Annotated in this window: 12 protein-coding genes; 9 read left to right on the top strand and 3 right to left on the bottom strand. The window is 66.0% G+C overall.

The features are described 5' to 3' along the window. Nucleotides 1-136 precede the first annotated feature (136 nt). From plsX to MGN01_RS16670, 9 genes are all read left to right on the top strand, one after another. A complete protein-coding gene (gene plsX / locus MGN01_RS16710) occupies nt 137-1,171 on the top strand; it encodes a phosphate acyltransferase PlsX (protein ID WP_147047964.1) in 1,035 nt (344 codons plus the stop codon). A 28-nt stretch (nt 1,172-1,199) separates the two neighbouring features. After that, nucleotides 1,200-2,177 (top strand): beta-ketoacyl-ACP synthase III, encoded by a 978-nt coding sequence (locus MGN01_RS16705; protein WP_147047963.1) that lies wholly within the window; start codon nt 1,200-1,202, stop codon nt 2,175-2,177. Between the two features lie 124 nt (nt 2,178-2,301). Continuing rightward, nucleotides 2,302-2,622 carry an integration host factor subunit alpha gene (locus tag MGN01_RS16700; RefSeq protein WP_147047962.1) on the top strand — a complete coding sequence of 107 codons (321 nt, stop codon included), beginning with the start codon at nt 2,302-2,304 and terminating at the stop codon, nt 2,620-2,622. A 51-nt stretch (nt 2,623-2,673) separates the two neighbouring features. Then, nucleotides 2,674-3,147 carry a MerR family transcriptional regulator gene (locus MGN01_RS16695; protein ID WP_147047961.1) on the top strand — a complete coding sequence of 158 codons (474 nt, stop codon included), beginning with the start codon at nt 2,674-2,676 and terminating at the stop codon, nt 3,145-3,147. A 52-nt stretch (nt 3,148-3,199) separates the two neighbouring features. Beyond that, a complete protein-coding gene (locus MGN01_RS16690; RefSeq protein WP_147047960.1) occupies nt 3,200-3,619 on the top strand; it encodes a hypothetical protein in 420 nt (139 codons plus the stop codon). A 114-nt stretch (nt 3,620-3,733) separates the two neighbouring features. Next, complete coding sequence (locus tag MGN01_RS16685; protein WP_238258614.1) at nt 3,734-4,231, top strand: 4-aminobutyrate aminotransferase; 498 nt, start codon at nt 3,734-3,736, stop codon at nt 4,229-4,231. 257 nt (nt 4,232-4,488) lie between these two features. After that, the gene (locus tag MGN01_RS16680; RefSeq protein ID WP_147047959.1) at nt 4,489-6,441 is read left to right on the top strand and encodes a PrkA family serine protein kinase; all 1,953 of its coding nucleotides are present in this window, start codon (nt 4,489-4,491) and stop codon (nt 6,439-6,441) included. 106 nt (nt 6,442-6,547) lie between these two features. After that, entirely contained in the window at nt 6,548-7,849 is a 1,302-nt protein-coding gene (locus MGN01_RS16675; protein ID WP_147047958.1) for a YeaH/YhbH family protein, read from the top strand. Nucleotides 7,850-7,863: 14 nt separating this feature from the next. Continuing rightward, the gene (locus MGN01_RS16670) at nt 7,864-9,435 is read left to right on the top strand and encodes a SpoVR family protein (RefSeq protein ID WP_147047957.1); all 1,572 of its coding nucleotides are present in this window, start codon (nt 7,864-7,866) and stop codon (nt 9,433-9,435) included. A gap of 3 nt (nt 9,436-9,438) precedes the next feature. Here MGN01_RS16670 and MGN01_RS16665 read toward each other — a convergent pair whose 3' ends face one another. From MGN01_RS16665 to MGN01_RS24600, 3 genes are all read right to left on the bottom strand, one after another. After that, nucleotides 9,439-12,093 (bottom strand): DUF2339 domain-containing protein, encoded by a 2,655-nt coding sequence (locus MGN01_RS16665; protein WP_147047956.1) that lies wholly within the window; start codon nt 12,091-12,093, stop codon nt 9,439-9,441. 128 nt (nt 12,094-12,221) lie between these two features. Further along, a complete protein-coding gene (locus MGN01_RS24420; RefSeq protein WP_147047955.1) occupies nt 12,222-12,914 on the bottom strand; it encodes a BA14K family protein in 693 nt (230 codons plus the stop codon). A gap of 215 nt (nt 12,915-13,129) precedes the next feature. Then, a partial coding sequence (locus MGN01_RS24600) for a response regulator (RefSeq protein WP_170246023.1) occupies nt 13,130-13,290 on the bottom strand: 161 nt, incomplete at its 5' end.

Below are 13,290 nucleotides of genomic sequence, written 5' to 3'. Positions count from 1 at the left end.
ATCGCCAGAATTCGTTTGCCCCCGGGCCCTCGATCGGTATTTTCCGCGCGGCTGGCGCATCTCAGTCGCCCTTACGTTTCTCTCCATCGCCTTCTCGCGAGGGAGCCCTCCGCGACAGGCGTTGATCTCAGGACAGATGTCGAACCGCGTTTGCATCTCGCTCGACGCCATGGGTGGCGACCACGGACCCTCGACCGTCGTGCCCGGTGCAGCCATCGCCCGTGAACGGCATCCCGAGACCACCTTCCTGATGTTCGGCGACGAGGCTGTGGTGCGCCCGCTCGTCGAGGCCGAGCCGCGGCTCAAGGGCGCCGTCGAGATCCGTCACACCTCCGTTTCCATCGCCATGGACGAGAAGCCGAGCCAGGCGGTACGTACCGGCCGGGGCAAGTCGTCGATGTGGCGCGCGATCCAGGCGGTGAAGGACGGCGAGGCTCAGGCTGCCGTCTCCGCCGGCAATACCGGCGCGCTGATGGCGATGTCGAAGATCTGCCTGAAAACCATGGCCGGCATCGAGCGTCCCGCCATCGCCTGCCTGTGGCCGACCGTTCGCGGCGAGAGCGTGGTGCTCGATGTCGGCGCCACCATCGGAACGGATGCCGAGCATCTCGTCGAGATGGCGGTGATGGGCTCGGCCATGGCCCGCATCGTCCTTGATATCGAGACGCCCACCGTGGGCCTGCTCAATGTCGGCACCGAGGAAATGAAGGGCAACGAGGCGGTGAAGGAGGCGGCGCGCCTGCTTCGCGAGACCGAGTTGTCGAACTTCTCGTATCACGGCTTCGTCGAGGGCACTGACCTCGGCAAGGGCACCACCGACGTCGTGGTGACCGAGGGCTTCACCGGCAACATCGCCCTGAAGACGGCGGAAGGGACGGCCAAGCAGATCGGCAGCTACCTGCGCTCGGTGATGAGCCGAACGCTGTCGGCCAAGATCGGCTATCTCTTCGCCCGCTCCGCCTTCGGGGCCTTGCGCGAGAAGATGAACCCGAGCCGGGCCAATGGGGGCGTGTTCCTCGGCCTGGAGGGCATCGTCATCAAGAGCCACGGCTCCGAGGATGCGCACGGTTTCGCGGCCGCCGTGGACCTCGCGCACGACATGGCTCGTTACGACCTCATGCGCACGACGCGAGAGATGCTGGAACACACGCCAGCGGTGGCGCCGGTATGATGCGTACCCTGCAGGAAGGACTTACCCGATGACGACCCTGCGTTCCGTGGTGGTCGGCTGCGGCTCCCACCTGCCAGCCAATGTCGTGACCAATGCCGATCTCTCGGAGCGGATGGAGACATCCGACGAGTGGATCGTGCAGCGCACCGGAATTCGCCAGCGCCACATCGCGGCGGCCGACGAGACGACGGCCGTGCTCGGCACCCGTGCGGCCCGCGCCGCGCTGGAGGATGCCGGCCTATCCGGCGCCGACATCGACCTCGTGATCTGTGCCACCTCGACGCCGGATTACACCTTCCCCTCGACCGCGACGCAGATCCAGGCGGCGCTCGGTGTTGAGACCGGCTTCGCCTTCGATCAACAGGCCGTCTGCGCGGGCTTCGTCTACGCGGTGGCGACGGCGGACAGCCTCATCCGGACCGGGTCCGCCAAGCGCGCGCTGGTCATTGGGGCCGAGACTTTCTCGCGGATCGTCGACTGGGAGGACCGCACCACCTGCGTCCTGTTCGGCGACGGCGCCGGTGCCATCGTTCTGGAGGCACGCGAAGGCGAGGGCAGCAAGGCGGACCGCGGCGTGCTCTCGAGCTGCCTGCGCTCGGACGGCCGCCACCGCTCCAAACTCTATGTCGACGGCGGGCCCGGCTCGACCGGTACCGTCGGCAAGCTGCGCATGGAGGGCAGGGAAGTCTTCCGTTTCGCCGTCGGCTCCGTCACGGATGTGATCGCCGACGCGTTCACATTATCGGGAACGATAGCCGAAGAGCTGAACTGGTTCGTGCCTCACCAGGCCAATCGCCGTATCATCGAGGCGTCCGCGGACAAGCTCGGGATCGCCCGCGAGAAGGTGGTGCTGACCGTCGATCGGCACGGCAACACGTCCGCGGCATCGATCCCTCTCGCCCTGGACGCGGCGCGCAAGGACGGCCGCATCCGCGACGGGGATCTCGTGATGATCGAGGCGATCGGCGGCGGCTTTACCTGGGGAGCCGCGTTGATCCGCTGGTGATCGGCTTGTCGCAGTCCAGAGCCAGTCCAGCAAAAAGCGTCGGTTGACCGGGCCCAGTCGGCGGATTAGCGTTAGCGATCATAAACATACGCCACAAACGACGAATCGCCCGGAGGGGGAAATCATGACGGGAAAGACGGTCACACGCGCCGATTTGAGCGAGGCCGTCTATCAGCAGGTCGGCCTCTCCCGTGCGGAGTCCGCCGCGCTGGTCGAGACCGTGCTCGCCGAGATCTGCAACACGCTGTCCGAGGGCAAGACGGTCAAGCTGTCCTCGTTCGGCTCCTTCCTCGTGCGTTCGAAGGGCAAGCGCGTCGGCCGCAACCCGAAGACCGGTGTCGAGGTGGAGATCGAGCCGCGTCAGGTCATGGTGTTCAAGCCCTCGAACGTGCTGAAGGCCCGCATCAACGGGATGAACGGCGTCGAAGAGCACGACGACGATTGATCGTCTCTCCACCGACGTGGCATCGTGCGCGCGACCCGGTGAGGAGAGACCATGGCGCTCGCGGTTCTTGTCGATAGCGATCAGGATTCCGACAGGTCCGAGAAGCGGCCCGGGGCCTTCCGCACGATCAGCGAAGTGGCGGACGAACTCGGTGTTCCGCAGCATGTCCTCCGCTTCTGGGAAAGCCGCTTTGCGCCAGTCCGGCCGCTGAAGCGTGCCGGCGGCCGCCGCTACTACCGACCCGACGACATCGATCTCATCAAGGGGATCCAGCGCCTGCTCTATGGGCAGGGCTACACCATCAAGGGCGCCCAGCGTGTTCTGAAGGAGAACGGCGTTCGCTTCGTCCAAGCGATCGGTCGCGGGGAGGCCGAGGCCGGCCAGCCCTCGCTTCAGGATCGCGAGCCCGACGGTGAGCCCGTCGCCGCGGCCTCAACGACTGATGTCGATTCCGTGCTGCATGACGTGTTGAGCGAACTCCGCGCCTGTCGTGAGGCCCTGGCCTCGCTGCGGCCTGGCCTGTGATCGCAGTTCGCCGTCGCGCGAACCTTTGAGGCTGGCACGGCGTTGAGGCGCCATGGCCGAAACCCGCCGACCAAGATCGCCAACCCAAGAGCTGATCGCTCGCGTCCTGCGGATTGTGCGCGCTGCGCCGGATGCGGCCTCCGAGATGCTCGAGCTGATGTTCTTGGTGAGCCAGATCGAGGCGCTGACCACGGTCGACCGAGAGTATCGCGACGCCCGTCGCGTCATCAGCCGGCTGCGTCATCCCCTCTGGGAGATGGGGCCGGCCGACCGCGAGCAGCTTCTCGCCGCCGCCGAGGTTATTCGAAAGGCCTGCAATCTCAAAGAGAAGGACATCCCCGTCACGCCGATCGCCGATCTCGGCGAACGCGAGCGGATCGAGCGGCACCTGGTAGCGGCCCTCGGACAGGATTTCGACGCGGCGCAGATCGCCCGTGTAACCGGAGCGGTCGCTGCTGCGCTGCAGCATTGAACCCTGGCGCTAGATCCTCGACGCCGCCCTTCGGTATCCCCACATCGACAAGGTCTCACAGTCCCTGTCGCCCCTCGGATGGTCCGGCGGGCGCGGAGACGCGGAGGAATCTGCATGATCGCTGCCCGTCCTCTCGCCGCGGCCCTGGCTGCCGGCCTCGCCTGCGCCGCGCCGGTCCATGCCCAGACCGTGACGACCCGTAGCGAAACCGTCGCCCCCGGTAAGGTCAAGCGTCTGGTCATCAGCCCGAACTTGAAAAAGGATTGCTCCACCGGCCCACTGCCGGAGATCAAGATCGTGACCGCGCCGAAGAATGGCCAGCTCCAGACCAAGAGCGGCAAGTTGAAAACGCCGTCGAGCTATCGCTGCCCGAGCAAGGAAGCTCAGGCCGTGGCGGTGTTTTACAAAAGCAAGAATGATTTCACCGGCACCGACCAGGTCTTGGTCGACCTGAAGACGGCAGATGGCGTGGTGGAACGGCAGGATATCCGCATCACCGTCGAAGCCGCCAAGGCCGAGGACAAGAAATCCAACGAGACGAAGTCCGACGAAAAGAAATCGGATGCCAAGAAAGATGACAAGAAGGACGACAAGGACCTCTCCGATCTCTGAACCGGAGGATCGCCTTCCTTTCTTCGGCATCATTATTGCGTTGCACTAAGCATTCTGGCGCCATGCCAAGCGCCCTCGACTCGGCCAAGCCTATAACGGGCCTGGCTGAGGACGAGAACTGCTGCATACCTGCAAGAGTGTTACCTGTTTCACACGCCCGGACAGCGTGATGTGGGCAGTGCGACAAAACCGATAATGTCCGTTGCATCCGGGGCAGGACAGGATGAAGCTGTCCTGAGTTTGATGGGGGTGTCCGAATGCCGACGCACTCGACGAGCGATCTGTTCCAGAGCTTTGCCCGGGGGTACGAGGCACGCCGGGACACGGAGATGTCGCTCTCCGAATTCCTGGAGGCCTGCCGCGACGAGCCGCTGATGTATGCCAGCGCGGCCGAGAGGATCCTCGACGCGATCGGCAAGCCGGAGATGGTCGATACGGCGCGGGACCCGCGCCTGGGCCGGATCTTCATGAACCGGACGATCCGGATCTACCCGGCTTTTGCTGAATTCTACGGCATGGAGGAGACGATCGAGCGCATCGTCTCGTTCTTCCGCCACGCGGCGCAGGGCCTCGAAGAGCGCAAGCAGATCCTCTACCTGCTCGGCCCCGTCGGCGGCGGCAAGTCGTCCCTTGCAGAGCGCCTGAAGGCGCTCATGGAAGTCCATCCGATCTACGTGCTCAAGGCTGGAGACGAGGTCTCACCTGTCTTCGAGAGCCCGCTCGGGCTGTTCGACCCCGAGACCATGGGCAGGGAGATCGAGGAGCGCTTCGGCATCCCGCGCCGCCGTCTCACCGGTTTGATGAGCCCCTGGGCACTCAAGCGCCTCGACGAGTTCGACGGCGATATCTCGCGCTTCAAGGTGATCAAGGTGCGCCCGTCGCGCTTGCGCCAGATCGCCATCGCCAAGACCGAGCCGGGCGACGAGAACAACCAGGACATTTCCTCGCTCGTCGGCAAGGTCGATATCCGTCGGCTGGAGACGCTCTCCCAGTCCGATCCGGATGCCTACAGCTACTCGGGCGGCCTGAACCGGGCCAACCAGGGCATTCTCGAATTCGTCGAGATGTTCAAGGCGCCGATCAAGATGCTGCATCCCCTGCTCACGGCGACGCAGGAGGGCAACTATGTCGGCACCGAGAATATCGGCGCGATCCCCTTCACCGGCGTGATCCTCGCACACTCGAACGAGGCCGAGTGGCAGTCGTTCAAGACGAACAAGAACAACGAGGCCTTCATCGACCGCATCTACGTGATCAAGGTCCCGTATTGCCTGCGTGTCCAGGAAGAGCAGCGCATCTACGAGAAGCTGATCTCGCGCTCCGAGCTGTCGGAGGCTGCCTGCGCTCCCGGCACCTTCGAGATGCTCGCCCGCTTCTCGGTGCTCTCGCGCCTTCGCGAGCACGCCAATTCCAACCTGTTCTCGAAGATGCGCGTCTATGACGGCGAGTCCCTGCGCGAAGTCGATCCCCGCGCCCGCTCGATGCAGGAATACAAGGACACGGCCGGCGTCGACGAGGGCATGGACGGGATCTCGACCCGCTTCGCGTTCAAGGTGCTTGCCGCGACCTTCAACCACGACACGACCGAGGTCTCGGCCGATCCGGTACACCTGATGTACGTGCTGGAACAGGCGATCAAGCGCGAGCAACTGCCGCCTGAGACCGAGAAGCGCTATATGGAGTTCATCAAGACCGAACTCGCGCCGCGCTACGCCGAGTTCATCGGTCACGAGATCCAGAAGGCCTATCTCGAGAGCTACCACGATTACGGACAGAACCTGTTCGACCGTTACATCGACTACGCCGATGCCTGGATCGAGGATCAGGACTTCAAGGACACCGAGACCGGGCAGCTCCTCAACCGTGAGCTCCTGAACCAGGAACTCACCAAGGTCGAGAAGCCGGCAGGCATCGCCAATCCGAAGGATTTTCGGAACGAGGTCGTCAAATTCGCGCTCCGGTCCCGCGCGCAGCACGGCGGGCACAACCCATCCTGGACGAGTTACGAAAAACTGCGCGAGGTCATCGAGCGGCGCATGTTCTCCCAGGTGGAAGAGCTGCTCCCGGTGATCTCCTTCGGCTCCAAGAAGGACGGCGAGACGGAGAAGAAGCACGGCGAGTTCGTCGAGCGCATGACAGCCCGTGGCTACACGGAGCGTCAGGTCCGGCGGCTCGTGGAATGGTACATGCGGGTGAAGCAGGCGGGTTAGAGCGGTCGTCTCGGCCGCGACGCCCCGCCGCTTCCGTCGCACTTTCGAACGGTTGTCCGGGTTTCCTACCGGAAAGGCACGAGGACGAGGCACCTAGCGAGACCCGATGCACATCGTCGACCGCCGGCTCAACCCTGGGGGCAAGAGCCTCCCGAACCGACAGCGCTTCTTGCGTCGCGTCAAGGACATGGCCCAACGCGCGGTACGGGAGTCCGCCCGCGAGAAGGACATCAGGGATCTTGGCAAGGATGGCCGGATCTCGGTGCCGGCCGATGGCGTGCGGGAGCCGCGTTTCAGCCGCCAGCCCGGCACGGGCCTGCAGGACTACATCATCCCCGGCAACAAGACCTACGTCGAGGGCGACCGCATCGAGCGGCCGCCGGGCGGCGGCGGGGCCGGGGGGGCTGGCGAGGGCGGCGACGGCGGCGAGAACTCGGAAGACGCCTTCCACTTCGCGCTGACCCGTGACGAGTTCCTCGAACTCTTTCTCGACGACCTCGAATTGCCGGACCTCGCCAAGCGCCGCCTCTCCATCGTCGAGACAGAGGGCCTGCGCAGGGCTGGCTACACGGTCAGCGGCTCGCCGGCCAACCTCGCCCTGACGCGCACGCTCCGCAACTCGATGTCACGGCGGATCGCCCTCAAGCGCCCCAAGCTGGAGGAATTCGCGGCGCTCGAAGCACAGATCGCCGAAGTCAGCGAGTTCGATCCGATCCTGCCGGAACTCAAGCTCAAGCTCGAAGCCTTGCGCGAGCGCTCGAAGCGCATCCCCTATGTGGACCCGCTCGACCTGCGCTTCCGCCGCTTCGAGCCCTATCCGCGCCCGATCGCGCAGGCCGTGATGTTCTGCCTGATGGACGTGTCCGGCTCGATGACCGAGCACATGAAGGACCTTGCCAAGAGGTTCTATATCCTGTTGCACATCTTCCTGACGCGCCGCTACAAGCACGTCGAAATCGTCTTCATCCGGCATACGGACAAGGCGACTGAGGTCGACGAGGAGACCTTCTTCGGCTCGCGCGAGACCGGCGGCACGCTGGTGTCTTCGGCGCTCGTCGAGATGAAGCGCGTGATCACCGAGCGCTACGACCCGAACGACTGGAACATCTACGCCGCTCAGGCCTCGGACGGCGACAACGTCTCCTCGGATGGCCCGACCTCCACGGAGTTGCTGCGCGCCCACATCCTGCCGGCCTGCCAGCACTTCGCCTATCTGGAGGTTGGCGACGAGAACGGCCCGCGCGCCGGCTTCGTCGAGCACCGCACCACCCTGTGGCGGACCTACGAGGCGCTCGCCAAGTCGGGCGAGCCGCTCGCCATGCGCAAGGTCAACCACCGGCGCGACATCTATCCGGTTTTTCGCGAGCTGTTCGGCCCGAAGGATGCGCGCCAGAGCGCAGAAGCCTGAGAGGAAGGTCGAGAATGACCGCAGGGCTGATGTCCAAGACATCCAAGCCGATCGCGAAGGCGGCCGAGCCGCTCTTCACCGGCAACGATTGGGATTTCGACACCATCCGCCGCATCCACGATGCCTGCGAGGTCGAGGCCGCGGCGCTCGGCCTGTCCTGGTACCCGAACCAGATCGAGATCATCACGACCGAGCAGATGCTCGATGCCTATGCCTCGATCGGCATGCCTCTGTTCTACAAGCACTGGTCCTTCGGCAAGCATTTCGCCCAGCAGGAGGCGAGCTATCGGCGCGGCCATATGGGGCTGGCCTACGAGATCGTCATCAACTCGGACCCGTGCATCTCCTACGTGATGGAGGAGAACTCGGCGACGATGCAGACGCTCGTCATCGCCCATGCCGCCTTCGGCCATAACCACTTCTTCAAGAACAATTATCTCTTCCGGCAGTGGACGGATGCGGAAGGCATCCTCGACTATCTGGATTTCGCCAAGGCCTACATCTCGCGTTGCGAAGAGCGCTACGGGCATACGGCCGTCGAGCAGGTGCTGGACGCAGCCCATGCCCTGATGAGCCAGGGCGTGCACCGCTACCCGCGCAAGAAGCGGCCGGACCTTGCCTCCGAGCAGCGCCGCGAGCGCGAGCGCCAGGAGCACGGCGAGCAGATCTTCAACGATCTCTGGCGGACCCTGCCGGCCAAGGCCGATGCCGCCAAGGGCGACCCGGCGCTCGACCGCCGCCGGGCGCTGCTGGAGCTGCCGCAGGAGAACATCCTCTATTTCCTGGAGAAGGTCGCCCCGCGCCTGCGTCCATGGCAGCGCGAGATCCTGCGCATCGTCCGCCTCGTCGCGCAGTACTTCTACCCGCAGCGCCAGACCAAGGTGATGAACGAGGGCTGCGCCACCTATTGCCACTACCGGATCATGAACGCCCTCTCCGAGAAGGGACTGATCGGCGATGCGGCCTATCTCGAGTTCCTGACCTCGCACACCAACGTCATCCGCCAGCCGAATTTCGACGACCGCTCCTTCAGCGGCCACAACCCCTACGCGCTCGGCTTCGCGATGATGCAGGACATCCAGCGCATCGTGGAGAACCCGACCGAGGAGGATCGCGCCTGGTTCCCCGATATCGCCGGCACTGGCGATGCCATGGCCGTCCTGCGCAATTGCTGGGAGAACTACCGCGACGAGAGCTTCATCGCACAGTTCCTCTCGCCGAAGCTGATGCGTGACATGCGCCTGTTCCACGTCGTCGACGATCCCGACGAGCCGGACTTGCGCGTCGAGGCGATCCACGACGAGCGCGGCTACCGCAAGATGCGCCGCTCCTTCGCCCGGCAATACGACGTGGCCTGGCTCGATCCGGACATCGAGGTGGTCGATGTCGATCTCGAAGGCGACCGCCGGCTCATCGTCCACCACAAGGCCCTGAACCGCATCACCCTGCAGAAGGACGACGCCCGCCGCGTCCTCCAGCATCTCGCCGACCTCTGGGGCTACGACGCGGTGCTGAAGGAGGTTGATCCGACGACGGGCGCGGTGCTGGTCGAGCACACGGCGAGTGCGCGGCCGATTTTTTTCTGAGCCTTAACCCGCCCGCGCCGGTGCGAACACGAAGCGCTGGTAGACCAGCCCAATCCCGATCAGGACCGCGCCGAGCCCCAGGAAGGACAGCGCCCGCAGCGGCCCGTCGAGCCCGGAGAGATCGAACAGGAAAACCTTCAGCGTCGAGAGCCCGACAAGGGCTGCCGAGGCGAGGCGGGCGGCCAGGGATTGGCGCAGCAGCCCGTAGGCGAGCAGGGCCAATCCGAAAGCCAGCCAGCCAGCCGAATAGGCGTACCATTCGGGCTGGCTCGTCTCCCGGTCGATGCCGAGCTGGGCGCCCTGGAAGCCGTGGCGGATCAGGAGCGTCACCGCAAGGAAGCAGAGCACCACGCCGACGCCGCCGGCTCCCACCACATACCATGGCGGCCGCGTCGCCTGCGCCGCGCGGGCGAGCGCGAGGGCAACGAGGGCGGGCAGGCCGTAGGCAACCGGGATCTCGTTGAAGACCAGACCGCCGGCCACAGGCTCGTCCGTGAAGTACGGGTTCACGGCGAGCCCCAGCGCGGCGAGGCTCTGCACGAAGGCGATGACACCGAAGGCGAGGCTTGCGAAGCGAATGACAGGCGAGCCGTGTACACCGTCGAGGCGCACCAGCACCGTCGCGAAGCCGAGCGCCGAGAGCGACAGCAGGCCGTGCTCCAGCAGACCGCTATCGAGCGCATAGATGTCGCCGCCGTGCAGCGCATGCCGGATCTCGAAGAAAACCAGGAAGGCGGCGAGCAGCAGGCTCAGTGCCTGGGCGATGAGGGGAGGGGCATCCGCCCTGGTGCCCGGCAGGCGGATGATCCGCGAGGCGAGCCCGAAGGCGAGCGCCGGAACCCCGTAGCCGACGAGCAGCCAGTTGAAGATCGGCGTGCGGCCGAGTTCGCCGCCGACCACCATCGGATCCCAGGCAAGCCGCCCGGCCACCACGACTCCGAGGCCGGCGACACACCAGCGCAGAGCCGGGATGTCCAGCCGTCGCGCGATGGCGCCGGTACCGAGCGCCGCGAGCGCCATGGCCACCGTGAGCGAGCCGCCTGAGACGGCGAAGACCAAGCCGAGCGCGAGCGCGGCGACCGCGGCCGACGCGAAGGCGCCGAGGCCGATGGTGAGCGCGTCGGCTGGAGTCTTCTCGCGCTGGGCGCGGAAGGTGGCCGCGAGCCAGGTCATGGCCAGGGCGAGCACGCCGGCGGTGACTGCGAAGGAAGACGAGACCTCGGCCTGCGCGAGCCGCAGATAGGTCAGTCCCAACGCTGCCAGCGGTGCCAGAGCGGCGCCTGCCGCATAGATCAGCACCGTGGCGAGCGGCAGCCGTCCGCCACCGATCAGCCGGAGCGCGCCGGCCGAGGCGATGCCGGCGGCGGAGAGCCCGGCCACTGCGATGAGCACGCCTGGATCCGTCGTATCCAGGCGGATCAGGACGCTGACCCAGTTCTCGCTCGGAGGCGGCACCCAGAGGACGATCACGCCGCAGAGCGCGATGCCGGCAATGACGAGGCCAGCAGCGAGGGGCGCCACGAGGAAACCGGCAACCGCAGGAATCGCCACGGCGGCCGCCGCGGTGAGGATCCAGAGCGGGCCGTACCCGGCTTTCGGGGTCAGGCCGATCAGAGCGATCAAGACGGCCATCGCGACGAGCAGCACGGCGCTGCCGAAGCGGTCGGGCTTCGCGTGTTCGGGCGAGGTGAGGCGGTGGGGCAGCGCGAAGACGAGGCTCGCCAGGGCCGCCTGAATCACGCCGTGAAGCTGCGCCGCCCCGGAGGCGGTGGCGGTGGAGCTGGCGAGACCCAGGACAAGCGCCCAGACAGTCGCACCGATCCCGGCTGCAACGGCGAGCGCACGCCAGCCCTTGAACCATGCAAAGCCGTAGGCACTCGCCGCCACGGCCGGCAGGTAGACAGTCAGCGGCCACGGGCTGCCGCCTTTGCCGATGAGCAGGGGCGTTCCCATCGCGGCGATCAGGCCGAGGCCTGCCAGCGCCGGGCCGTGCAGGAGCGCCAACGTCATTACGCCCAACCCGGTGGCGCCGAGCGCGATGAAGGCAGCCTCGGGGCCGATGAAGCCGTAGAGCGCGTGAGCGGAGTAGATCGTGCCGAACAAGGCCACCGTGCCCGCGGCCGTTACCATGGCGGGGATGTCGGGCCATGTCGCCGGAACCGGCAGGCTGCCACGCAGGCGCCGCCGCAGGAACTCCCCAGTGGCGAGGAGGCCGACAGCCAGGGCGAGGCCGGAGACGACGCGCATGGCCGGCCCGAAATATCCGGCTTCCACCGAATAGCGCACCAGCAGTGCCGCGCCGAAGGCGAGGGCAATCCCGCCAACCCAGACGGTCCAGCGCGTGCCAAACCGCTCCTCGAACGAGGGGCCCGGCTTCTTCGGCTCGGGCGCGGGACGCGCGGCCGGAACAGGCGGAACCCTCGGTGTCGGGGATGGCACCTCCTGGACAGGTTCAGGCTGAGGTTCCGGCCGAGCGACCGGCGACACAGCTTCGTTTGCCGGAGCTGCGGCCGGCGGCATTCGCTCGAAGCGTGCCAGCCGCTGTTCGAGAGCCGTGATCCGTCCTCGCTGTGCGATCGCCAGGGCGAAGGCGACCGGCCCGGAAATGGCGAGCCCGAAAGCGACAAGCGCGAGAATTACGAAGATCGAATCGTCCATCGTCCGGGCGCCCGAATGACCAGGTCACGGCATGCGCCGGTCAAGCGGAACAGTCTGTGCGTCCGGTCACGCGCGAAGAAAAGCCCCGCAACGGTGGCGTTACGGGGCCTCTCACCAAAGGACAGTCATTACGGACAGGGTCGCCGCTTGCCTCCCTTGGCCACATAGGTGCCGGTCCGTGGGTCGTATGTCTTGAACCGCCTCGCGCAATAGGCGGCCTGGGCATCGTCGGCCGGCACGATCTCCTCGCCATAGGTGGCAGGCATGTAGCCATCGTCGTAGTAGCCGCTCCCAAAGCCGAGACCGCTGCCGAAGCCGAAACCGTAGACCGGGTAATAATAGCCGCGCCAGCCATGGTGATGGTGGTGGTGATGATGGCCGTGATGGCCGTGCCAGCCGGGCCGATTCCATCCAGGCCGCCCACCGAGCCCGCCATTGTTCGCGATGAGACCGGGCCTGCCCGCTAGGCCGGGATTGACGCCCGGATTGACTGGCGGCGGCGTTACGCCTGGTTGGACTGCGCCTCCACCAAAACCGGCGCGCGGACCTGCCCCGAGACCGCCGCGGTGGAAAGCGCCGGCACCTTGCGCGCGGCCGAAGCCGCCGCCACCGATCCCACCACTCTGGAGGCCGCCGGCACCGAGCCCGCCGCCTTGGAAGCCGCTGCCGCCGCTGCGTATTCCCCCAAACCCGCCGCCTCCGGTGCGGCCGAAGCTGCCGCCGCTGATGCCGCCACCCTGTGCGCGGCCGAAGCCGCCGCCACCGATGACCCCGGCACCTGCTCCCGCATTCGCCTGCGCTTCGACGGGAGCCGAAGTCATGGCCCAGCCTGCGAGCGCGATGACTGATGTCAGTAGGATGCGTTTCATGTCGAGACCCGATGCGTGAAGACCCACTCCATGCAACGTCAACGTCTATCGATATGGGATATTCCCAGTGGTGACCCTGCAATAGCTTGGCAGTGACACTCTGACTGGTCCGATGATTGTCTCTTCGAGCGAACTTGGCAACTGGGTCGCGAAACGATGCGCCTCGATTACGGGGCCGCAATCAAGTCACGGATACGGCTGGCCAAGGCTTCCATCACGAAAGGCTTGGTCAGAACCTGCATGCCCGGTTCGAGATGGCCGTGGCTCAGGACCGCGTTCTCGGCGTAACCCGTGATGAAGAGGACCTTCAACTGCTGCCGAAGCGCTC

Source organism: Methylobacterium gnaphalii, assembly GCF_007992215.1.
GTDB lineage: Bacteria > Pseudomonadota > Alphaproteobacteria > Rhizobiales > Beijerinckiaceae > Methylobacterium > Methylobacterium gnaphalii.
The sequence above is the reverse complement of the archived record's forward strand: the minus strand, read 5'-3'. Positions and strand labels throughout refer to the sequence as shown.

Bases quoted from the DNA above. Each gene is read 5' to 3' on its own strand.
- MGN01_RS16675 (WP_147047958.1), top strand. From the start codon at position 6,548: ATGCACATCGTCGACCGCCGGCTCAACCCTGGGGGCAAGAGCCTCCCG.
- MGN01_RS16670 (WP_147047957.1), top strand. From the start codon at position 7,864: ATGACCGCAGGGCTGATGTCCAAGACATCCAAGCCGATCGCGAAGGCG.
- plsX (WP_147047964.1), top strand. From the start codon at position 137: ATGTCGAACCGCGTTTGCATCTCGCTCGACGCCATGGGTGGCGACCAC.
- MGN01_RS16665 (WP_147047956.1), bottom strand. From the start codon at position 12,093: ATGGACGATTCGATCTTCGTAATTCTCGCGCTTGTCGCTTTCGGGCTC.
- MGN01_RS16705 (WP_147047963.1), top strand. From the start codon at position 1,200: ATGACGACCCTGCGTTCCGTGGTGGTCGGCTGCGGCTCCCACCTGCCA.
- MGN01_RS16690 (WP_147047960.1), top strand. From the start codon at position 3,200: ATGGCCGAAACCCGCCGACCAAGATCGCCAACCCAAGAGCTGATCGCT.
- MGN01_RS16685 (WP_238258614.1), top strand. From the start codon at position 3,734: ATGATCGCTGCCCGTCCTCTCGCCGCGGCCCTGGCTGCCGGCCTCGCC.
- MGN01_RS16680 (WP_147047959.1), top strand. From the start codon at position 4,489: ATGCCGACGCACTCGACGAGCGATCTGTTCCAGAGCTTTGCCCGGGGG.
- MGN01_RS24420 (WP_147047955.1), bottom strand. From the start codon at position 12,914: ATGACTTCGGCTCCCGTCGAAGCGCAGGCGAATGCGGGAGCAGGTGCC.
- MGN01_RS16695 (WP_147047961.1), top strand. From the start codon at position 2,674: ATGGCGCTCGCGGTTCTTGTCGATAGCGATCAGGATTCCGACAGGTCC.
- MGN01_RS16700 (WP_147047962.1), top strand. From the start codon at position 2,302: ATGACGGGAAAGACGGTCACACGCGCCGATTTGAGCGAGGCCGTCTAT.